This is a genomic window from Mesorhizobium sp. B2-3-12, assembly GCF_006442205.1.
GTDB lineage: Bacteria > Pseudomonadota > Alphaproteobacteria > Rhizobiales > Rhizobiaceae > Mesorhizobium.
Window position 1 is genome coordinate 707,751 of the sequence record NZ_VFVR01000002.1, and the last position, 21,273, is coordinate 729,023.

17 protein-coding genes are annotated in these 21,273 nt (G+C 64.6%); 7 read left to right on the plus strand and 10 right to left on the minus strand.

Translation table 11 applies throughout. The features are described from left to right. Nucleotides 1-59 precede the first annotated feature (59 nt). Together FJ948_RS08770 and FJ948_RS08775 are read left to right on the plus strand one after the other, a co-directional pair. Complete coding sequence (locus FJ948_RS08770; protein ID WP_140703377.1) at nucleotides 60-791, plus strand: SDR family oxidoreductase; 732 nt, start codon at nucleotides 60-62, stop codon at nucleotides 789-791. 211 nt (nucleotides 792-1,002) lie between these two features. Continuing rightward, the gene (locus FJ948_RS08775) at nucleotides 1,003-1,848 is read left to right on the plus strand and encodes a fumarylacetoacetate hydrolase family protein (protein ID WP_140703379.1); all 846 of its coding nucleotides are present in this window, start codon (nucleotides 1,003-1,005) and stop codon (nucleotides 1,846-1,848) included. A 195-nt stretch (nucleotides 1,849-2,043) separates the two neighbouring features. Here the strand turns inward: FJ948_RS08775 and FJ948_RS08780 are convergent, their stop codons facing one another. The 6 genes from FJ948_RS08780 to FJ948_RS08805 form a co-directional block, all read right to left on the minus strand. Beyond that, a complete protein-coding gene (locus tag FJ948_RS08780) occupies nucleotides 2,044-3,042 on the minus strand; it encodes an ABC transporter ATP-binding protein (RefSeq protein ID WP_140703381.1) in 999 nt (332 codons plus the stop codon). Between the two features lie 15 nt (nucleotides 3,043-3,057). Further along, complete coding sequence (locus FJ948_RS08785; RefSeq protein ID WP_181173598.1) at nucleotides 3,058-4,119, minus strand: Gfo/Idh/MocA family oxidoreductase; 1,062 nt, start codon at nucleotides 4,117-4,119, stop codon at nucleotides 3,058-3,060. After that, entirely contained in the window at nucleotides 4,116-4,955 is an 840-nt protein-coding gene (locus FJ948_RS08790) for a carbohydrate ABC transporter permease (RefSeq protein WP_140703383.1), read from the minus strand. Before FJ948_RS08790 ends, FJ948_RS08785 begins: the two co-directional genes overlap by 4 nt. A gap of 11 nt (nucleotides 4,956-4,966) precedes the next feature. Beyond that, nucleotides 4,967-5,896 (minus strand): sugar ABC transporter permease, encoded by a 930-nt coding sequence (locus tag FJ948_RS08795; protein WP_140703385.1) that lies wholly within the window; start codon nucleotides 5,894-5,896, stop codon nucleotides 4,967-4,969. A gap of 250 nt (nucleotides 5,897-6,146) precedes the next feature. Beyond that, entirely contained in the window at nucleotides 6,147-7,406 is a 1,260-nt protein-coding gene (locus tag FJ948_RS08800; protein ID WP_140703387.1) for an ABC transporter substrate-binding protein, read from the minus strand. Nucleotides 7,407-7,522: 116 nt separating this feature from the next. Beyond that, the gene (locus FJ948_RS08805; RefSeq protein WP_140703389.1) at nucleotides 7,523-8,473 is read right to left on the minus strand and encodes an N-acetylmuramic acid 6-phosphate etherase; all 951 of its coding nucleotides are present in this window, start codon (nucleotides 8,471-8,473) and stop codon (nucleotides 7,523-7,525) included. 201 nt (nucleotides 8,474-8,674) lie between these two features. Between FJ948_RS08805 and FJ948_RS08810 the strand changes: the two genes are divergently transcribed. From FJ948_RS08810 to FJ948_RS08830, 5 genes are read left to right on the plus strand one after another with little or no spacing between them, the layout of a single operon-like run. Beyond that, nucleotides 8,675-9,553: an N-acetylglucosamine kinase gene (locus tag FJ948_RS08810; protein ID WP_140703390.1), complete on the plus strand. Its 879-nt coding sequence runs from the start codon at nucleotides 8,675-8,677 to the stop codon at nucleotides 9,551-9,553. After that, nucleotides 9,550-10,332, plus strand: a complete 783-nt coding sequence (locus FJ948_RS08815; protein WP_096452258.1) for a GntR family transcriptional regulator — start codon at nucleotides 9,550-9,552, stop codon at nucleotides 10,330-10,332. The genes FJ948_RS08810 and FJ948_RS08815 overlap by 4 nt, the downstream gene beginning before the upstream one ends. Then, complete coding sequence (locus tag FJ948_RS08820) at nucleotides 10,329-11,363, plus strand: SIS domain-containing protein (protein WP_140703392.1); 1,035 nt, start codon at nucleotides 10,329-10,331, stop codon at nucleotides 11,361-11,363. The genes FJ948_RS08815 and FJ948_RS08820 overlap by 4 nt, the downstream gene beginning before the upstream one ends. Further along, a complete protein-coding gene (nagA, locus tag FJ948_RS08825; protein WP_140703394.1) occupies nucleotides 11,360-12,532 on the plus strand; it encodes an N-acetylglucosamine-6-phosphate deacetylase in 1,173 nt (390 codons plus the stop codon). Before FJ948_RS08820 ends, nagA begins: the two co-directional genes overlap by 4 nt. 12 nt (nucleotides 12,533-12,544) lie before the next feature. After that, nucleotides 12,545-13,657, plus strand: coding sequence for an NAD(P)/FAD-dependent oxidoreductase (locus tag FJ948_RS08830; protein ID WP_140703396.1), 1,113 nt, complete (start codon nucleotides 12,545-12,547; stop codon nucleotides 13,655-13,657). Nucleotides 13,658-13,690: 33 nt separating this feature from the next. Here the strand turns inward: FJ948_RS08830 and FJ948_RS08835 are convergent, their stop codons facing one another. From FJ948_RS08835 to FJ948_RS08850, 4 genes are all read right to left on the minus strand, one after another. Continuing rightward, a complete protein-coding gene (locus tag FJ948_RS08835; protein WP_140703398.1) occupies nucleotides 13,691-15,214 on the minus strand; it encodes a malonyl-CoA synthase in 1,524 nt (507 codons plus the stop codon). A 174-nt stretch (nucleotides 15,215-15,388) separates the two neighbouring features. Next, the gene (locus FJ948_RS08840) at nucleotides 15,389-16,135 is read right to left on the minus strand and encodes a GntR family transcriptional regulator (RefSeq protein WP_140703400.1); all 747 of its coding nucleotides are present in this window, start codon (nucleotides 16,133-16,135) and stop codon (nucleotides 15,389-15,391) included. A gap of 395 nt (nucleotides 16,136-16,530) precedes the next feature. Then, nucleotides 16,531-17,208, minus strand: coding sequence for a ribulose-phosphate 3-epimerase (rpe, locus tag FJ948_RS08845; RefSeq protein WP_140703402.1), 678 nt, complete (start codon nucleotides 17,206-17,208; stop codon nucleotides 16,531-16,533). 219 nt (nucleotides 17,209-17,427) lie between these two features. After that, nucleotides 17,428-21,273, minus strand: a complete 3,846-nt coding sequence (locus tag FJ948_RS08850; protein ID WP_140703404.1) for a DUF11 domain-containing protein — start codon at nucleotides 21,271-21,273, stop codon at nucleotides 17,428-17,430.

A 21,273-nucleotide genomic window follows, 5' to 3' on the forward strand; every position in this document is an offset into this window, starting at 1 on the left:
CATGACGTCTTCGTCGGCCGCCGATAAAGGCAATCGATCCAAGCAGGCGAGGAAAAGACATGGCGGATCTGGCAGGCAAGATCGTTGTCATCACGGCGGCGGCGCAAGGGATCGGCAAGGCAAGCGCACTGGCCTTTGCCAAGGCAGGTGCTGTCGTCCATGCCACCGACATCAACGAGACGCTGCTGGCGGAACTCGCCAGGACATCAGGAATCAAGACCCGCAAGGTCGACGTCCTCAACGACGAGGCGGTCAACGCGGCCTTCGCCGAGATCGGCCGTGTCGACGTTCTGTTCAACTGCGCCGGTTTCGTCCATTCCGGCTCGATCCTCGAGATGAAGGATGGCGACCTCGATTTCGCGCTGAACCTCAACGTCCGCGCCATGGTCCGGACCATCAGGGCCGTGCTGCCCGGCATGCTGGAGCGCGGCGACGGATCGATCATCAACATGGCCTCGCTCGCCAGCTCGACCAAGGGTGTCCCAAACCGCTTCGTCTATGGCCTGAGCAAGGCCGCCGTCATCGGCCTGACCAAGGCGGTCGCGGCCGACTATGTCGGCAAGGGCATACGCTGCAACGCCATCTGCCCCGGCACGGTCGAGAGCCCGTCGCTGCAGGACCGCATGCACGCTCAGGGCGACTACGACGCCGCCCGTGCCGCGTTCATCGCCCGCCAGCCGATGGGCCGGCTCGGCACGCCGGAGGAAATCGCAGATCTCGCCGTCTATCTGGCCGGCGCCACCTATACGTCCGGGCAGGCCTATAATATCGACGGCGGCTGGTCGATCTGATCGCGTCCGGAGACGATTGCCGGCAACCGGACGATCGGGTTCGACGAAGGATCGGGAAGTCTGAAAATCCCGCCCACCGGCGATCAAAACGGGCTGCCCGCGCTTGTCGTGAAGCAGGCCGGTGGCTAGGGTCCGGCCCGGTTCCGGAAGGGCTGATGCCCCGGCGGAGAGTTTTGTAGAACGGCCCGAGGCCGCAATCAGGAGAAGATGCATGAAACTGCTGCGCTATGGCGAGGTGGGGAGCGAACGTCCCGGCCTACTCGATGCGGATGGAACGATCCGCGATCTCTCCGCCCATGTCGCCGATATTGCCGGCACCACGCTTCATCCTGCGTCGCTGGACATGCTGTCGAAGCTCGATGCGAAGTCGCTGCCTGTTGTTTCCGGCAAGCCTCGCCTCGGCGCCTGCGTTGCCGGCACCGGCAAGTTCATCTGCATCGGCCTCAACTATTCCGACCATGCCGCCGAGACCGGCGCCACCGTGCCCTCCGAGCCGATCATCTTCATGAAGGCAAGCTCGGCCATCGTCGGCCCGGATGATGACGTGCTGATCCCGCGCGGTTCCGAGAAGACCGACTGGGAAGTCGAGCTCGGCGTGGTCATCGGCAAGACGGCCAAGTATGTCAGCGAGGCCGACGCACTGGACTATGTCGCCGGCTATTGTGTCTCGCACGACGTGTCTGAACGTGCCTTCCAGGCCGAGCGCCAGGGCCAGTGGACCAAGGGCAAGAGCTGCGACACGTTCGGCCCGACCGGCCCATGGCTGGTCACCAAGGACGAGATCGCCGACCCGCAGAACCTGAAGATGTGGCTAACCGTCAACGGCAAGACGATGCAGAACGGCTCGACCAAGACCATGGTCTATGGCGTTTCCTATCTCGTCTCTTACCTCAGCCAGTTCATGTCGCTGCATCCCGGCGACATCATCTCGACCGGCACGCCGCCCGGCGTCGGCCTCGGCATGAAGCCGCCGGTGTTTTTGAAGGCCGGCGATGTGGTGGAGTTGGGAATCGAAGGGCTGGGGCAGCAGAAGCAGACGTTCAAGGCTGATATTTAAGCGCGAGATTTTGGGCGTCAGCGCTGCCCCTCATCTGGCTGCCGCCATCTTCTCCCCGTGAACGGGGAGAAGGACGCTGTCATCGCTGCTTTCGCAAATTGACGCCAGCGTCGCCGCCAGCTTCTTTCTCCCCGTTCTACGGGGAGAAATGCCCGGCAGGGCAATGAGGGGCGGCGCTGGCCTTTACTGTGAAAGCTACTTCAGCACCTTCCCATCCGCACCAAACCGATAGGTCTTGCCCGGCTCCGGCGTCGCATAAAGCGTGGTGCCGGGCTCCGCGTCGTAAACACCGAAAATCCGCACGGTGATCAGCCCGGCCTTTTCGCAATCGAGATAAAGATTGGTGTCGGCGCCGAGATGCTCGGCATGCACGACGGTGCCCTTCCAAGCGCCGGATTTCGGGTCAACGGTCAAATGCTCGGGCCGCACGCCGATGGTCTTGGCTGTCTCGCCAAGGCGGGCGCCGTCGACGAAATTCATCTTGGGCGAGCCGATGAAGCCGGCGACGAATTCGTTTGCCGGCGCATTGTAGAGCTCCATCGGGCCGCCGATCTGTTCGATCTTGCCGGCGTTGAGCACGACGATCTTGTCGGCCAGCGTCATCGCCTCGACCTGGTCGTGGGTGACGTAGATCATCGTCGCCTTGAGGCGGCGGTGCAGCTGCGCGATTTCCAGCCGCGTGTTGACGCGCAACGCGGCATCGAGGTTCGACAGCGGCTCGTCGAACAGGAACAGTTTCGGCTCGCGCACCACGGCGCGGCCGATGGCAACGCGCTGGCGTTGGCCGCCGGAGAGTTCCGCTGGCCGCCTTTCGAGATAAGGTTCCAGCGACAGCATGGATGAGGCGACGCCGATGCGGCGATCGATCTCGGTCGCCGGGGTGTTCGCCTGCTTGAGGCCGAGCCCCATATTGTTCCTGACCGTCAGATGCGGGTAGAGCGCGTAGGTCTGGAACACCATGGCGATGCCGCGTTTGGCCGGCGGGGTGACCGAGACGTCCTCGCCATCGATCAGCACCCGGCCCGAGGTGGAATCCTCCAGCCCGGCGATGACCCTGAGCAAGGTCGACTTGCCGCAGCCGGAGGGGCCGACAAACACGACGAATTCGCCATCCGTCACTTCGAGGTCGATGCCCTTCAGCACCTCGACCGGCCCGAAGGCCTTCTTCACATTCTCGATTTTCAGCGAGCCCACGGCTTCGTCCCTGTTCTAGAGTTTCACGGCGACGCCGCTGCGCACGCTCTCGTCGGCGGCAAGGCAGACGGCGAGCGAGCGCACCGCATCGTCCATGTGGCGGGTCAGGTCCAGGTCCTCGCGGATCGCTTTCAGGACAAAAGCCTGTTCGAGATCGCAGAGGTCCTGGTGGCCGGGTTCGCCTGCCATCGACAGCAGCTCGTCCGGCTTTAGGAACTTGCCGTCAGCGCCGGTCGCGGCACTGTGCAGGCGGATGGTCGAGGTCTTGGTGTGGGTGTCGATGTCGTCGGACTTGACGCCCTCCTTCATGACGATCGACACGCAGCCCTTGGGCGACATGACATCCTTCACGAAGAAGGCCGTCTCTGAGATCATCGGACCCCAACCGGCCTCGTACCAGCCGACCGAGCCGTCATCGAACAGCACCTGCAGATGGCCGTAATTGTACATGGAGGGCGCGACCTCGTCGGTCAGCCGCACGCCCATGCCGCGCACCTCGACCGGCCTGGCGTCAGTGATCTGCAGCATCACGTCGAGATAGTGCACGCCGCAATCGACGATCGGCGATGTCGTCCGCATCAATTGCTTGTGCGTCTCCCAGGTATGGCCTGAGGATTGCTGATTGAGGTTCATGCGGAAGACGTAGGGACCGCCGAGCTTGCGCGCCTCGGCGATCAGCCTGATCCAGGACGGATGATGGCGCAGGATATAGCCTATCACCAGTTTTCGACCATTGGCCTTGGCGGCGGCGACCACGCGCTTGGCATCCGCCACCGTCGTTGCCAGCGGCTTTTCGACGAAGACATGGCATCCGGCCTCGAACGCCCTCACCGCATAGTCGGCATGGCTGTCCGAATAGGTGGCGATGCAGGCGACATCGGGCTTCTCCTCGCGCAACGCGTCGTCGAAGGAGCGCCTGATGTCATAGCCGGACAGCCCGTCCGGCAGCGGCACGTCGGAGCGGTTGACCAGGGCCGCGATCTCGAAGCCTGGATTGTTGTGATAGGCCAGCGCATGGCTGCGCCCCATATTGCCGAGCCCGGCGACGACGACACGAAGGGGTTTTTGCACGCTCACTTGACGGCTCCGGAGGTGATGCCGCGGATCAGTTGCCGCGAGAAGATGACGTAGAGGACCAGCACCGGCAGGATCGCCAGCGACAGCGCGGCCAGGATGGCGTTCCAGTTGGTGACGAACTGGCCGAGGAAGAGCTGCGCGCCGAGCGTCACCGTCTTGGTCTCTTCCGACGGCGCCAGGATCAGCGGAAACCACAGATCGTTCCAGATCGGGATCATGGTGAAGACGGCGACGGTTGCCATCGACGGCCGCACCAGCGGCACGACCAGCCGGAAGAAGATGGTGTATTCCGACAGGCCGTCGATGCGGCCGGCGTTCTTCAGATCGTCGGAGACCTGCTTCATGAATTCCGACAGGATGAAGACGGCCAACGGCAGGCCTTGCGCCGTGTAGACCAGGATCAGCGCCGTCAGCGTGTTGACCAGTCCGCTCGCCACCATCAATTGCAGGATGGCGACGGTGGCGAGCCGGATCGGGATCATGATGCCGAGCGCCAGATAAAGCCCCATCAGCGTGTTGCCGCGGAAGCGGTATTCCGACAGCGCGAACGCGGCCATGGCGCCGAACAGAAGCACGAAGAACAGCGAGCCGACGGTGACGACGAGGCTGTTCTGGAAATAATGGATGAAGTCGCCCTGGCCGATCACCGTGGTGTAGCCGATCAGGTCGAACGTCTTTGGCGCCGGCGGCGTCAGCGGCGCGCCGAAGATGCCGGCGCGGGACTTGAACGAATTCATGATGACCAGGATCACCGGAAACAGCGCGATCGCCGTGTAGGTCAGCAGGATCGCGTGGGCGCCGATGGCGCGGGGCAGTGAACGGGTGGCGATGCTCATCTCCGTCGCCTCTAAAACTGATACCGACGCAGGCGCGTCTGGATGAGGAAGAGGTAGACGCAGACACCGCCAAGGATGATCAGAAACATGATCGTGGCGATGGTCGCGCCCATATTGGGGTCGCCGACCTGCAACTGGAAGCCGAAGAAGGCGCGGTAGAGGAAGGTGCCGAGAATATCGGTGGAATAGTTCGGCCCGGCGAGCGCGCCTTGCGCGGTGTAGATCAGGTCGAAGGCATTGAAATTGCCGACGAAGGTGAGGATTGAGATGATGCCGATCGACGGCAGGATCAGCGGCAGCTTGATCTTCCAGAACTGCGACAAGCCTGTGACGCCATCGCATTCGGCCGCCTCGATCACCTCTTCGGGGATCGACAGCAGGGCGGCATAGATCAGCATCATCGGAATGCCTATGAATTGCCACACCGAGATCAAGCTGAGCGCCGTCAGTGCGTATTGCTCCTTGCCGAGCCAGGGTGTGAATAGGCTTTTCAGGCCGACGAAATCGAGCAGATGCGGCGCCACGCCCCAGAGCGGCGACAGGATCAGCTTCCAGGCAAAGCCGACGATGACGAAGGACAGGATGGTCGGCACGAAGATGGCGGTGCGGTAGAAGGCCGAGAACCGCAGCTTGGGGCTGGACAACAGCGCCGCCAAAAGCACGCCGACCGGGTTCTGCACCAGCATGTGGATGATGAAGAACCAGACATTGTTCCTCAGCGCATTCCAGAAATTGACCGACCAGTTGGGGTCGCCGAACAGGGTGCGGAAATTGTCCAGGCCGACGAAGACCTGGGACTGGTCGACGTTGCGGAACAGCGACAGCTGCAGCGTGCCGGCCAGCGGCAGGATCATGATCGCGGTGTAGACGAGCACCGCCGGCGCCAGGAAGACGGCGATATGCCAGTGGAACGGTCTTTTCGGTCGTGTTTGTGCGGCCATGAGTTCGGTTCCCGCCGATCAAGGTTCTGGGCAAATGCGTTTGCCGGCAGCGCCGCCCTCACCCTTACCCTCTCCTCGTGAAGGACGGGGAGAGGGGTCGCCAGCGTCGCGGCTAGTCCCTTCTCCCCGTCACTATAAGGGGAGAAGGTGCCGGCAGGCGGATGCGGGGCGGCGCCATCGTTCGCGGTCGATGCTATCGAAAAAGGCAGGGCCGTCCACTTGGAACGGCCCTGCTCCGTTGCCTGAGCTCTTATTTCGCCGGCTTATACCAGCTGTCGAGGCCGGTCTGCAGCTTCTTGGCCGCGGCTTCCGGCGTATCGGTGCCGTTGATGACATTGGCCGACTCGACCCAGGTCTCGTTTTCGAGGTTCGGCGTGCCGCGCGACAGGATCTGGTAGGTCGAGCGGATCGTCGACTTGCACTTGCCACGCCAGGAGACGAATTCCTGCGCCAGCGGGTCTTCCATCTTCACCGGCGCGGAGTTCAGGCTGAAGAAGCCCGGCAGCGCGTTGGCGTAGATGGTGGCGAAGTCAGCGGAAGCCACCCAGGACAGGAAGGTCTTGGCAGCGTCGGCATTCTTCGAAGCCGCGTTCAGGCCCATGCCGATGTCGGTATGGTCCGAGATGTAGCAGGTGTCGCCGGCCTTCTCGACCGGTGGCGGGAAGGCGCCCATCTTGAACTGGGCCTGGGTGTTGAACAGGCCGATTTCCCACGAGCCGGCCGGGTAAATGGCGGCGCGGCCGAGCGTGAACAGGTTCTGGCTGTCCGGATAGGTCTGGGCCTCGAAGCCGTCACCGAGATAAGGCTTCCACTTGGCCAGTTCCTCATAGGGCGCGACCCAGTCCTTGTCGGTCAGCTTCTGCTCGCCCTTGATCAGCGCGGCGCGGCCGTCCTCGCCCTTCCAGTAGTTGGGGCCGATGTTCTGGTAGCCCATGGTCGCGGCTTCCCAGAGATCCTTGGTGCCCATCGCCATCGGGATGTAGGTGCCGTCGGCCTTGATCTTGTCGAGCGCGGCGAAGAACTCGTCGCGGGTTTCCGGCACCTTGATGCCGAGCTTGTCGAAGGCGTCCTTGTTGTAGATGAAGCCGTGGATGACGGACGCCATCGGCACGCAGAAGCTCGACTTGCCGTCATCGGTCTGCCAGGCGGACTTGGCGACAGGCGAGAAGTTTTCCATGCCGGGCAGCGCCGAGAGATCGGCAAGGTTGCCCTTCTTGAACAGTTCGAGCGACTTGTCGAACGGGCGGCAGGTGATCAGGTCGCCCGCCGAGCCGGCGGCGAGCTTGGCGCCGAGCGCGGCGTCATACTCGGTCGGTGCCGAGGGCGCGAACACCACCTTGATGCCCGGGTTCTTGGCTTCGAAGGCCGGGATCAGCTTGTCCTTCCAGATGGCGAGGTCGTCGCCGCGCCAGCTTTCGATGTTGAGCGTTACGTCCGCGGCGTGAGCCAACCCGGCCGAGCCGAGAATGGATGTGCCCAGAAGCAGTGCCGTCAGTAGTTTCGTTGTCATGCTCAGTCTCCCTGTTGACCTTTTTCAGGTTCGGTTTTGATGAGAACCCAGGCTTTGGAACCCTTGTTCCCCTCGAAAGCCCGTTTCACCCGATGCAAATCGGGATGAAACAGGCTCTATTTCTTTGTTCGGGCATGATCGTTTCCGAAAAGCGGTTTCCGCTTTTCGGGATCATGCCCCAGCGCGGAAAGGGCGGGCCGCAGCTTCTGGCCTGTCCCTTCCAGTATTTTCCGCGCCGCTTCCGCACTGTCGACGCCGGCGGCGAGCAGAATGGCGGTCTTGACCGCGCCGCTGCTCTTTTCGAGCAGCCGGGCCGCTTCTTCCCTGTCGCGCCCGCTGATGGCGGCGACGATGCGCGCCGCCCGGTCGCGCAGCTTCATGTTGTCGGCCATGAGGTTGACCATATAGCCGTCATGCACATGGCCAAGATGAATGGCGGTCAGCGTCGACAGCATGTTGAGCGCGATCTTCTGTGCGGTGCCGGCGCCCATGCGGGTCGAGCCGGCAATGACTTCCGGCGGCGTTTCGAGCAGGATGGCGGTGTCGGCTTGCCTGAGCAGCGCCGTATCCCGGTTGTTGGCGATGCCGATGGTGGCGGCGCCCCGACGCCGCGCCTCCTCGACGGCGCGCACCGCATAGGGCGTGGTGCCGGAGGCGGAAAGGGCGATCAGGCAATCGCCCGCGCCGATGCCGGCATTGGCGACCGCCATCGCGGCCTCTTCGGTGTCGTCCTCGGGCCCGCCGGCCGATGTCCTGAAAGCCTCGTCGCCGCCGGCGATCAGGATGGCGATGCGGTCGCGCTGAATGCCGAACGTGCCCGGCAGTTCCAGCGCGTCGGCCAGCGCCATCAGGCCGGAGCTGCCGGCCGCGGCATAGGCAAGCTTGCCGCCGCCGTTCAGGCTGCCGGCAATGATCTCGGCTGCCCTGGCGATGGAGGGAATGGCGTTGCGGACGGCTTTCGCGGCCTCGACCTGCGCATCGGCCAGCGCGCCGAGGATCGCTTCGGGAGCCTGGATATCCAGCCCCTCGGCATTCCTGTGCAGCGCTTCGGTGCGCGTTTCAGCCATCCCTTTTCCTCCAAACTTCGAAAACAATACCAAAAAAATACCACTTGTCCACACGCATTAACGAATTCGTCGGCTGGAAATCGCTATGCCGGCAAAAATGACTAGTTTTTTCAATAAAATACGGCTTAATCTTTTTGAAAGACAAATTAAGCCTTGGCTATTGGTATTTTATTGGTATTATCGGCGCGGAGGAGAAATCGCGTGAAATTCGTGCTCGGCATCGATGGCGGCGGCACCAGCTGCAGAGTCGCCCTGGCAACAGTGGACGGCATCGTGCTCGGCCGCGCCAAAAGCGGCGCCGCCAACATCCGCACTGACCTTACCGGGGCGCGCGCCAACATCGTCGACGCGGCGCGGCAGGCCTTCATCGCCGCTGGTCAGGATCCCGAGCTCATTCCGCAAACACCCGCCATTCTTGGGCTTGCCGGCGCCAATGTCGGCACTTACCGGCAGCAGCTCGAGGCGATCCTGCCGTTCAGCACCAGCCGCGTCGAGACCGATGCCGAGATCGCGCTCGAAGGCGCGGTCGGTTCCGGTGACGGCGCGATGGCGATCCTGGGCACCGGCACCGCCTATATGGCACGCAAGGATGGCAAATCGCGCGCCATTGGCGGCTGGGGATTCCAGGTCGGCGACCAGGGCAGCGGCGCCCGCATCGGCCGCGACCTCCTGGAACAGACATTGCTCGCGCATGACGGCGTGCGCCAGGCCTCGCCGCTGACCGACAGCATGATGGCCGTTTTCCGCAACAATCCCGAGGACGTGGTCGAGTTCACCACCAACGCCAAACCGGGCGATTTCGGTGGCTTCGCGCCGAAAGTATTCGAACACGCTGGGAAAGGCGACATCGTCGCCAACTGGATCCTCGACAGGGCGGTCGCCGATGTCGAGGCCTCGCTCGGCGCGCTCGACCTCGCGTCCGCCGCGCCGCTCTGCCTGCTCGGCGGGCTGGCGCCGCTCTATGCGCCGCGCCTGTCGCCACGCTATCGCGCGCTGCTGAAGGAACCGCTCGACGATGCGCTCGGCGGTGCGGTCCAGATGGCGGCGCGCCTGTTCGCCAGGACGGAGGCCGCACGATGAGCGATGCCGCCGACCAGATCTTCGCCACGCTCAAGCAATCCTCGCAGAGCGGCGCGCCGCTCTACCTGCAGCTCAGGAAGAGCATCGAGGACGCCGTCAATCGCGGCCTGATCGGGCCCGGCGACGCGCTGCCGTCCGAGCGCGACATCGCCACCAAGGCCGATATTTCCCGCGTCACCGTGCGCAAGGCGGTGCAGGACCTGGTCAAGGGCGGCATATTGGTGCAGCGCCATGGCTCCGGCACCTTCGTGGCGCCGCGCATGGAACGCGTCGAGCAGTCGCTGTCGCGGCTGACCTCCTTCACCGAGGACATGGCGCGGCGCGGCATGGCCGTGCGTTCGGCCTGGCTTGATCGCGGCCTCTACGCCCCCTCGCCCGACGAGATGATGGTGCTCGGCCTGTCATCGAGCGAGTTGGTGGCGCGCGTGGCGCGCCTGCGCATCGCCAACGACACGCCGCTGGCCATCGAGCGCGCCTCACTGTCGGCCAGCGTGCTGCCCGACCCGGCCGGCATCGGCTCCTCGCTCTACGCGGCGCTGGAACTGACCGGCAACCGGCCGGTGCGGGCGGTGCAGCGTATCTCCGCCGCCAATCTCGGCGACAGTGACGCGCGCCTGCTGGAAGTGCCGCCGGGCATTGCCGGCCTGCATATCGAGCGTATTTCCTATCTGGCGAGCGGCAAGGTGATCGAATTCACCCGCTCCATCTACCGCGGCGACGCCTATGATTTCGTCGCCGAACTGCGGCTGACAGGGCCGAGCGAAGAGGGCCGACCATGATTGCCAACACCACTCATATGCAGCGCGAGATCGAGGAGATCCCGCAGGCCGTCGCCCGCCTGCTCGACGGCTCCGGCGCCGTGCTGGCCGAAGCCGGGCGCGGCATCCGGGAACGCGACCCGCATTTCGTCGTCACCGTGGCGCGCGGTTCGTCCGACCACGCCGCCACCTTCATGAAATACGCCGTCGAGCTGACCGCCGGCCTTGCCGTCGCCTCTGTCGGCCCCTCCATCGCCTCGATCTACGGCCGCAAGCTCAGGCTTGAGGGCTCGGCGTGTCTCGCGATCTCACAGTCGGGCAAGAGCCCCGACATCGTCGCCATGGCCGAAACCGCAAGGGCCGGCGGCGCGCTGACCATCGCCGTCACCAACACCGCCGATTCGCCGCTGGCGCGCGCCTCGGATTTCGCCATCGACATCCTGGCCGGACCGGAGCGCAGCGTCGCGGCCACCAAGACCTTCATCAATTCCGCCGTTGCCGGTCTTGCCCTGATGGCGCATTCGACCGGCGACGAAGCGCTGCTTGCGGCGCTTGCACGCCTGCCCGAGCATTTCGGCAAGGCGATCGCCTGCGACTGGATGAGCGTGCTGGCCGAAACGATCGAGAAGCAGAAGTCGTTGTTCATTCTCGGACGCGGCCCGTCGGCGGCGATGGCCAACGAGGCAGCGCTGAAATTCAAGGAGACCTGCGGGATGCATGCCGAGGCCTATAGCGCGGCCGAGGTCATGCATGGCCCGCTGGCGCTGATCGGCCCCGACTTTCCGGTGCTGGCGCTGGCCGCGCGCGATGCGTCCGAGCCCTCCGTCGCCGAAGCCGCCGACAGCCTGGCGGCCAAAGGCGCGCCGGTGTTCGTCACCTCGGCACTCGCCAACCGCGCCACGCGGCTGCCGCATGTCGCCACCGGTCATCCGCTGACCGATCCGCTGACGCTGATCGTCTCCTTCTACATGTTCGTCGAGGCCTTTGCCCGCCATCGCGGCCTCGATCCGGATGCGCCGCGCAACCTTCGCAAGGTGACGGAGACCGTATGAGCGACCGTTTTGCCCTGACCGGCGCCCGCATTTTCGACGGCGACGACTGGCATGAAGGTGCCGCCCTTGTCGTGCGTGAGGGCCTCGTCGAGGCCATCGTGCCGGCTGGCGCCATCGCTTCCGATATTCGCATCGTCGACACGGGCGGCGGCATGCTGGTGCCGGGCTTCGTCGACATCCAGGTCAATGGCGGCGGCGGGGTTATGCTCAACGACCATCCCGATGTCGCCTCCATCGAAACCATCTGCCGCGCGCACGCGCCGTTCGGCACGACGGCGCTGCTGCCGACGCTGATCACCGACACACCCGCGATCACCGCGGCCGCCATCGCCGCGGGCGAAGCGGCAGCGCTGCAAAGGGTGCCGGGCTTTTTAGGCCTGCATCTGGAAGGTCCGCATCTGTCGGTCGCCCGCAAGGGCGCGCATGATCCGGCGCTGATCCGGCCGATGACGGATGCCGACCAGGCCATGCTGATCGCGGCGCGGGACAAGCTGCCGGTGCTGCTCACCACGATCGCGCCGGAATCCGTCGATCCGGCCCGCGTCGCGGCCTTGGCCAAGGCCGGAATCATCGTCAGCCTCGGTCATTCCGACACGGGTTTTGCCACGGCAAAAACCTTCGCCGAGGCCGGCGCCAGCGTGGTCACGCATCTGTTCAACGCGATGAGCCAGATCGGCAACCGCGAGCCCGGACTGGCGGGTGCGGCCATCGATGTCGGTGCCTTGTCGGCCGGTCTGATCGCCGACGGCATCCATGTTCATCCGGCAACGATCAGGATCGCGCTCGATGCCAAGCAGGGGCCGGGCAGGATCGTGCTGGTCACCGACGCGATGGCGACGATCGGCACCGACATGACGTCGTTCACGCTGAACGGCCGCACGATCTACCGCAGGGATGGCAGCCTGAGACTTGCCGACGGCACGCTGGCCGGCGCCGACCTCGACATGATCTCGGCCATCCGGTTCATGCACCGCACCGTCGGCATCGAACTTTCCGAAGCCTTGCGCATGGCTTCGCTCTATCCGGCGCAGGCGATCGGCCAGTCGCACCGGCTGGGCCGCTTTGCCAATGGCACGGCGGCGGACATCGTTGCGCTGTCGGACGATCTTGGCATAGGAAGCGTCTGGATCGGCGGCGACAAGGTGTTCGAGGCTGTCGCTCCCCGCTGAGAGCGAGAGGCCATGCAGACAATCGATTGTGTCGTCGCCGGAGCAGGCGTCGTCGGGCTTGCCATTGCCAGGGCGCTTGCATTGTCGGGCCACGAGGTGGTGGTGATCGAGAAAGCCGACGCGATCGGCACCGTCACCAGTTCGCGCAATTCGGAAGTCATCCATGCCGGGCTCTATTATGCACCCGGCAGCCTGAAGGCCCGGCTCTGCGTCGAAGGCCGCCGGCTTCTCTACGCCTACTGCGCCGAACACAATATCGGCCATCGCCGCGCCGGCAAGCTGATCGTCGCCAGCGAGCCCGTCCAGGCGGAAGGGCTGCGAGCGATCGAGGCCAATGCGAAACGCTGCGGCGTCGACGATGTCGAGCTTTTGACGCGCGGCGAGGCGGAGCGGCTGGAACCGGCACTGACATGTGCCGGCGCGCTGCTGTCGCCATCGACCGGCATCATAGACAGCCATGGGCTGATGCTGTCGCTGCGCGGCGACGCCGAAGCGGCCGGTGCATCCTTCGCTTTCCTCACTTCCATTGCCGGGGCGACGATCGAAGCTGGCGGGATCCGTATCGATACACGTGATGCCAGTGGCGAGACCTTCACCCTCACGGCCGGCGCTTTCATCAACGCCACTGGCCTCGATGCGCAGGCGTTGGCCGGGCGGATTGAGGGCTTCCCGGGGGATTTCATCCCCCGGCAGTGGCTGGCGCGCGGCAATTATTTCGCGCTTCCGGGGCGGTCGCCCTTTTCACGGCTGATTTATCCGGTCCCGGTCGAGGGCGGCCTCGGCGTCCATCTGACGCTCGACCTCGCCGGCAATGCACGCTTTGGCCCTGACGTCGAATGGATTGACGGTGTCGATTACACGGTCGACCCCGGCCGAAGTGCTGTCTTCTACGAGGCGATCCGCCGCTATTGGCCCGACCTTGCCGACGACGCCCTGCAGCCTGCCTATGCCGGCATCAGGCCGAAGCTCTCGGGACCCGGGCAGCCCGCCGCGGACTTCCTGGTGCAGGGGCCGGCCGATCACGGCGCGGGCCGGATCGTCAATCTGTTCGGCATAGAGAGCCCCGGCCTGACGGCGAGCCTGGCGATCGCCGACCATGTGGTCGAACTCTTGTACTCGGCCTGAGCCGGCGTTCGCGCGCCGAAGCGGAATGTCCACTTAGCCGGCTTTGTAAGCGTAGAGATCCTTGTAGGTGTCGCGAAGCAAGTTTTTCTGCACCTTGCCCATCGTGTTGCGCGGCAGGTCGTCGACGAAGATCACCTGCTTCGGATGCTTGTACTTCGCCATGCGGCCGGCGATGGCGTCGAGGATCTCGGCCGCGCTGATCCGCGACGCTGGCGAGCGCACAACGACGGCGGTGACGCCTTCGCCGAAGTCGGGATGGGCAAGGCCGATGACGGCACTTTCCAGGACGCCGTCGAGCGCGTCGATCTCGCTTTCAAGTTCTTTGGGATAGACGTTGTAGCCGCCTGATATGATCAGGTCCTTGCCGCGACCGACAATGTGGACGTAGCCATCGGCGTCGATCGTGCCGAGGTCGCCCGTGATGAAGAAGCCGTCGGCGCGGAATTCCGCCTTGGTCTTCTCCGGCATGCGCCAGTAACCGCCAAAGACGTTCGGCCCCTTCACCTCGATCATGCCGACCTCGCCCTGGGCAAGTGGCTTGCCGGTCTCGGGATCGGCGATGCGCAGCGACACGCCCGGCAAAGGGAAGCCGACCGTGCCGGCGCGCCGCTCGCCGTCATAGGGATTGGAGGTGTTCATGTTGGTCTCGGTCATGCCGTAGCGCTCGAGGATGGCGTGGCCGGTACGATCGTGCCATGCCTTGTGCGTCTCGGCCAGCAGCGGCGCGGAGCCAGAGACGAAAAGACGGATGTTTTTCGTCGCCTCGCGGTCCAGGCCCTCCTGCTGCAACAGCCTGGTGTAGAAGGTCGGCACGCCCATCAGAACGGTGGCGCGCGGCAGCAGCGAGACGATGCGGCCCGCATCGAATTTCTGCTCGAACAGCATCGAGGCGCCGGCCATCAGGACGACATTGGTGGCGACGAACAGGCCGTGCGTGTGGAAGATCGGCAGCGCGTGGATGAGCACGTCATCCCCGGTGAAGCGCCATTGCTCGACCAGGACCCGGGCGTTCGAGGCGAGATTCTCGTGGCTGAGCATGGCGCCTTTCGAACGGCCGGTCGTTCCCGATGTGTAAAGGATCGCCGCAAGGTCGTCCGCGCCGCGCTCGACATCATGGAAATCGCCGGACTGCCGCGATGCCTGGTCTGCGAGCGATCCTTGGCCATCGCGGTCGAGCGTGACCACGACGGCACCGGACGGCTCGACCATCCCCGCGATATCCGCCGACCGTGCCGGGTCGCACACGATCACCCGAGGCGCGGCATCCCCAAAGAAATAGCCGAGCTCGGCCAGCGTATAGGCGGGGTTGAGGGGCAGGAAGACGGCGCCGGCGCGCACGCAGGCGAGATAGAGCAGAACCATCTCCGGGCTCTTCTCGACCTGCACGGCAACCCGGTCGCCGGGCGCGACATCCATTTGCAGCAGCGCATGGGCAAGCTGCGCCGAGCGCGCCAGCATGTCGCCATAGGTGAGCGAGCGTCCATCATCGGTCTCCATCAGCAGACGCCCGGGCGCCGGCATCCGGGACCGGAATGCATCGAACAGATGATTGCTCATGAAAACTTCCTGGGGTGGCCGCGACTGGCGCACCGGCCATGTTCGGGTCGGCACGCGAGCGAAGCGTTCGCGTTTCCCAGCCCTGCCGTCAAGACCGCGGACGGCTGCCCGCGGCACCCGTCTACCGAAAGATTGAAAAAGGATAGGACAGCAAGCGCGACGATCAGACAGCCGTCAACGATGGATGCGCCGGCCCGGAACGGCGGCGGCTTTTGGCGCCTCGTCTTGCTTGAAGCGTTCCATGCACATGGCGGCGGTCAGCTGGTAGTGATCGATCAGGGCCTGGACGGCGCCATCCGCGTTTCCGTCGAGCGCATTTTCGGCGATCAGCCGGTGCTCGGCGAAATCGTCGCGCTGGACGTTCTCGCCGTCATTGGCCATCTGGCGGTAGCGGTAGGCGTGATCGGAAAGCTGATCGCAGAATCCCACCAGCCAGTGCGAACGGCAGGCCGAGATCAGCACCCGGTGGAAGGTGCGGTGCAATTTCTCCCAGTCCGGATCGAGCGACGAGCTAATTTGCGGCGAAAGCCGTGAGGCGCGCCCGAGGCGATGCAGCGCCAGCACCAGTTGTTCTTCCCATTCGGCCGTGCGGTGGGCGATCGATTCGCGCAGCGCCCGCTCCTCGAGCCAGCAGCGGGTACGCGTCAGCTCCTCGAGCTCCTTCGCGCTGACAGGCATGATGAAGAAGCCACGCTGGTCGTGGCGACCAAGGAGACCTTCGGAGGCAAGACGATTGAGGGCTTCGCGAACCGGAGAGGCACCGGCGCCATACTTGGAAACGACCCACTCGACGCGCAGCTTGCTTTCGGTTTCCAGAGCGCCGCTCAGAAGATCATCACGCAATTGATGATAGACCGTGCTGGCAAGCGTACTCTTGGCTCCCGTGCCGTCGTCGTTCAGGTTGGCAGCTCCGTATGTCAAAAGCGACTCCTTGTCCCCAACTGTCATCTTGGGCAATTCGAGTCCGAAAATTCCCCTTCTGTACATGTATCATATAGCGCCGCACTTGCGCTGCTCAAGCAGAAGATCGCGCTATTGTACTTTAGAACAAAGAAATATACCCGATGCGCCGTCCGATCGCGGGAATTCGTATATCTCTACAACCAGTAGAAACTTAACGTGTTTTATGCACGCAGGATTATCTGCTTCCTTGTTCCCGTGAGAGCATCTTTTCTGTCGCGCGCAAAGACAGCGGCAAGGTTCGGCCGAATCAGGCTTTCCGTACGGATTTGATTCGGCCGGGACGCCGAAGGGCCGTCTCCGCACCATGTTCTTAGTCGGCCTAAAGGGATTGAGAACCGGGCGATGACGCAGAGTTAGCCGGCGGCCTTGTCGGCCGCCGTCCTGATCGCTTCGATGTTGGCGCGGTACGCGTCGACACTGCCACCCCTGAAGATGGCGGCACCGGCCACCAGAACGTCGGCGCCGGCCGCGGTGACCAGAGGCGCGGTTTCCGGAGAGACGCCGCCGTCGATCTCGATGCGGATCGGCCGGTCGCCGATCAACGCCCTGACCCTTCTTACCTTGTCGACCATTGCCGGGATGAAAGCCTGCCCGCCAAAACCCGGATTGACGGTCATGATCAGGATCAGGTCGAGCCGGTCCAGCACATATTCGATCGCCGTTTCCGGCGTCGCCGGATTGAGCGAGACGCCGGCCTTCTTGCCGAGGTTCCGGATGGTCTGCAGCGAGCGGTCGAGATGCGGCCCGGCCTCGGCATGTACCGTCATGCCGTCGCAACCGGCCTCGGCGAAGGCGGCCAGATAGGGATCGGCGGGCGCGATCATCAGGTGGCAGTCGAAAAAGGCCTTGGTGCGGTCGCGGATCGCCTTGATGACGGGTGGGCCGAAGGTGATGTTGGGCACGAAATGCCCATCCATGACATCGAGATGTATCCAGTCGGCACCGGCCGCCGCCACCGCCTCGACCTCGTCGCCGAGCTTCGAGAAATCCGATGCCAGCACCGACGGTGCGATCAAGGTTTTTTTGCTCATCTCGAGGCCTTTCCGGACGCCCTTTTCATACGGTCGTCCCAAACCGACTGCCTAAAGCGCTCCCGGCGACTTGTCGAGGGCGCAAGTATGGCGGTTCCACAGGCAGGGGTAACGTCGCGGCGCGCGCTGGTCCTCGGCCGCCAAATCCACCGCCTGCGCGGATCATGAAGAAACCCGCCGGATTGCTCCGGCGGGTTTCTCGTTCGGTGAAGCGCAGACTTACTGCTGCTGGAGTTTCAGGATTCTGTTTGGAGCAGGATCCTGTTGCTGGTCGCTCTGCTGGCGCCGCGGCAGCAATTGCAGCAATTGGCCCGGGTTGAGCTCCAGAGACGGCTGACCGCGGATCGGCCGGCAGTTCGGATACCGCCCGATCGTACCTTCCGGGCAACGCCGCCTGATGATCGGCTGGCACTGGCCGTTGATCATCTGCGAGCCTGGCGCGCATTCCTCCTGCTGCCTGGGCCGGCGGCATGCGCCGTCGATCACCTCGGTCCCACGCGGACAGACGCACTCGCCGCGCTTGTTGTGGATCTGGCCACGTATGTCGCACTGCTCCAGTTGCGGCTGCTTGCGCCGGCAGGCGCCGTCCCGCACCTCCGTGCCTCTCGGGCAGACGCAATCGCCATTGGCGTCGGGGACCTGGCCACGGATCGTGCACTGGTCAGGCTTCGGCCGGATCGGACGGCAGGCCCTGTCGCGCACTTCGGTCCCCTGCGGACAGACGCAGTCCCCGTCCGCATTGTGGACCTGGCCACGGATGGTGCACTGCTCGGGCTTCGGCCGGACAGGTCGGCAGGCGCCGTTGCGCACCTCGGTCCCTTGCGGGCAGACGCAGTCTCCATCCGCATTGTGGACCTGGCCACGGATGGTGCACTGCTCGGGCTTCGGCCGGAGCGGACGGCAGGCGCCGTTGCGCACCTCGGTGCCCCTTGGGCAGACACAATCGCCGTCGGCATTGTGGATCTGACCGCGGATGGTGCACTGCTCGGGCTGGTCGGTACTGACGCACTTTCCGTTCTCGAGTGCGGTGCCGCGCGGGCAGACGCAGCGTCCGTCCTCGGTGCGGATCTGGCCTTCCAGCAGAACGCAGCGCTTCGGCGGAGGCGTCGGCAGAACATTGGTGCCGCCGCCCGTGCACTGGCCGTTGCGGAAGGTGGTGCCTTCCGGGCAGACGCATCTGCCGGCATCGTTCATGACAAAGCCCGGCGAGCACTGGTTCTTCACCTCATGCGTGATGATGAAGGGATGGCACGCATAGGCCTTGCCGCGATCGCCCTGCACATTGGTGGCGTCCCTGGACAGCACGTCGCCGCCGCCCTGCACCCGTGTGTCGGGAGAGAGCACGCCGACGCAGTTCTGGCCATCGACGTTGCCCTGCAGATTGGCGAGACGCCCATCGTCGGGGATGACAACCGTCACGCGGTGTGACTGGCTCTCGCCAGCGCCGAGCGTCAGGTTGGCTATGCAGGAGGCCGGCAGGGTCGTCGGCTCCGGCGAACAGCCGAAGGGCGGGTCGATCGAGGTGATCTCGACGCCTTCGAGCCGGCCAAGCCCTTCCACGCCGATCGCATCGCCGATGCGAACCGGACCGGAGAAGGGGCTCGTCCCGTCATTGGTGATGGTGATGTCGAACGAGCAGGGTTGGCCGAGCCTGCATTCGCGGTCGCCGGTCTTCTCGACACGGATGGTCGAGGAGCCGCCGCCCTTGGCGCAGGCCTGGCCGATCGGATAGACGACGTCGTCGCCCTGCGCCGGGCCATAGGAGCCGCGCGCGCAGTTCTCGAACTCGCCATTGGCCGAAACCGTCACGTCGAAGTGCCTGGAGGTTCCGGGCGTCATGACGGCGCCTGGTATCTGGCACGACAACGTGTTGGCCGGAACCGGTCCACACGCCCATTCCGCGCCGTCGGGGGTGACGGTCTGGATCTGGACGGGCGCACCGCCCGACACCAAAGTGGCGGCGTCGTTGACCCGCACCGGACCGGTGGGGGCGGCTGTGCCGACGCTGCTGACGGTGATGCGGCAGGAAACCAGCGACGCACCGGCGAGCGAGCCGTTGCACACCTTGGTGATGCGCAAGGTCGGCTGGCCGCCATTGGGATGGCGGATGCGTTCCTTGGCGCAGGCCTTGTTGTTGGTGAGGTCGACCTCACCGGGGATTGCCTTCACCTCGGCGCAGTTTTCGACCGTGTCGGACCGGTAGCCGGCTGGTACGACCGCCTTGACGAAGATCGGCGTCGAGGCGCCCGCCGGCAGCGAGATGCCGGCATTGTCGCAGCGGAACTGGCCAGGGCCATTCGGGCCGCATGTCCAGGGCGGGCTCGGCCCGAAGGTCGAGGATGTCGGCGCGCCGCTGGGGTAGTTGTCGATCACCGTCAGCGGCCCGTTATAGGTCGATGTGCCGTTGTTGATGATGTCGATGATGAAGGTGCAGACGCCATCGGCGGTGCAGACTTCGGTGCGGGCACGCTTCTTGAGGATCAGGTCGACCTTCTTCTCGACCGGCGGCTGGCACTCCGGGTTGCGGTCGCCGCGGCGGCAGATCGGGATCGAGGCACAGCCACGGTCATTGGCCTGGCTGCCGAACAGCGGCTTGCCGCTGGCGCCGTAATTGTAGGTGGCGCAGTTGCGCAGCACGCTGCCTTGCCAGCCTCCGGCCGGCTTGAAGCCGAGCTTGAGGTCGACAAAGGCCCCCGGATTGAGCGTAGTGACCGGATAGGTGCACGTCATCGGGGTGGTACCCGGCGCACAGACCCAGGGCGGATTGGGCCCTGAATCGAGCGTCGAGCCGGCCGGCAGCGTCACCTCGTCGAGCGCGATCTTGCCGTTGTAGGGCGCGGTGCCGACATTGGTGACCCGGATGGTGAAGTCGCAGCCACCACCCATCGTGCAGCGTGTGACATCAGCATGTTTTTCAACCTTGAGGTCGGGTTCCTTGTCCTTGGGCGGGCACCTCTGGTCACGCGGGATGATGATGTCGATGGTTTGCGTGCAGCACAGGCCCCAGCCTTCCTTCGGCCCGGCATAGGTCTCGATGCCGGTGACGACGAGATGGATGACGTCACCGGGTGAAGCGCCGACGATCTTCCAGTTGAGCACCCCGCCGCCCGCCGGCACCTTCTGGGTGTCGGGGATGATGGTGATGCCTGGTGAGGTCGTCGAAACCTGCACCCACTTGCCGCCCATCTCGGGGCCGACAGGCATGTGGTAGATGAAGGCGCCACCGCCGGGGACGCAGTCGACCGTGCCGCGCTCGACCTTGAAGCATTCATGGTCGGTGGGCGGCGGAGGCCGCTTGTCACAGTTGGTAAGGTCGATGCGGATCGAGGTCTTCGCGCCGGTCTTGAAGTCGCCGTCATCGGGCTTGCCCGGATCCTGCGACGGGATGATGGTGCCCGTGCCGGCCTCGTTGCTCACCTTGATCAGGCCCTGATTGTCGACTGTGGTCGGCGACGGAAACGCCGCATGGTCGATCTTGGCCGTGATCTGGAAGGTGATGACGCGCTCATTGGCGGCTCCGGCGCCGTCGATATCGGCGGCGGAGAGCCGGAAATCGGAGACCGTGGCCGTGTCGTTCGGATTTGCCGAGGTGCTGATCGAAACGCCGGCCAGCGGTCCGCCGGAGGCGTCCGTGCCGTCTCCGGAGACAGTCGCACCGACGATGGCCAAGCCGTGCGGAAGCTGGTCCTTGAACTCGATCTTGAGCTTCTTCAACAGGGCTATCATGCCCGGATCGGCAAAACCTCGCGGATCGCCTCGCAGGCCGAAGCTCAGCGAATAGAGGACATAGTCGCAGCTTCGCTGGGTGCCTTTCTTGGTGAAGAAGGGGACCAGCCGCTCCGGCCTGGGGTTGACGACACGCGAATTGTCGAGGTCAAGCCTCAGTTCCGGAGTGATCGGGGTGGCGTCTTCCGCGTGGCTTTGCACGGGAGCAAGCGTGGCGACCGCGATACCGGCCGCCATCAGCCAGCGCGCACCGCGCCTGGCATATGACAGGGGTTTCATGATCGTCTCCATGACGGTTTGCTGAGCGTTTACGGGTGAGGACAGGGCAAGAATGTTCAT

What these genes read in the sequence shown, in the direction of transcription:
- FJ948_RS08770 (WP_140703377.1), top strand. Translation starts at nt 60, where the DNA reads ATGGCGGATCTGGCAGGCAAGATCGTTGTCATCACGGCGGCGGCGCAA.
- FJ948_RS08775 (WP_140703379.1), top strand. Translation starts at nt 1,003, where the DNA reads ATGAAACTGCTGCGCTATGGCGAGGTGGGGAGCGAACGTCCCGGCCTA.
- FJ948_RS08790 (WP_140703383.1), bottom strand. Translation starts at nt 4,955, where the DNA reads ATGAGCATCGCCACCCGTTCACTGCCCCGCGCCATCGGCGCCCACGCG.
- FJ948_RS08795 (WP_140703385.1), bottom strand. Translation starts at nt 5,896, where the DNA reads ATGGCCGCACAAACACGACCGAAAAGACCGTTCCACTGGCATATCGCC.
- FJ948_RS08800 (WP_140703387.1), bottom strand. Translation starts at nt 7,406, where the DNA reads ATGACAACGAAACTACTGACGGCACTGCTTCTGGGCACATCCATTCTC.
- FJ948_RS08805 (WP_140703389.1), bottom strand. Translation starts at nt 8,473, where the DNA reads ATGGCTGAAACGCGCACCGAAGCGCTGCACAGGAATGCCGAGGGGCTG.
- FJ948_RS08815 (WP_096452258.1), top strand. Translation starts at nt 9,550, where the DNA reads ATGAGCGATGCCGCCGACCAGATCTTCGCCACGCTCAAGCAATCCTCG.
- FJ948_RS08820 (WP_140703392.1), top strand. Translation starts at nt 10,329, where the DNA reads ATGATTGCCAACACCACTCATATGCAGCGCGAGATCGAGGAGATCCCG.
- nagA (WP_140703394.1), top strand. Translation starts at nt 11,360, where the DNA reads ATGAGCGACCGTTTTGCCCTGACCGGCGCCCGCATTTTCGACGGCGAC.
- FJ948_RS08830 (WP_140703396.1), top strand. Translation starts at nt 12,545, where the DNA reads ATGCAGACAATCGATTGTGTCGTCGCCGGAGCAGGCGTCGTCGGGCTT.
- FJ948_RS08835 (WP_140703398.1), bottom strand. Translation starts at nt 15,214, where the DNA reads ATGAGCAATCATCTGTTCGATGCATTCCGGTCCCGGATGCCGGCGCCC.
- rpe (WP_140703402.1), bottom strand. Translation starts at nt 17,208, where the DNA reads ATGAGCAAAAAAACCTTGATCGCACCGTCGGTGCTGGCATCGGATTTC.
- FJ948_RS08850 (WP_140703404.1), bottom strand. Translation starts at nt 21,273, where the DNA reads ATGAACATTCTTGCCCTGTCCTCACCCGTAAACGCTCAGCAAACCGTC.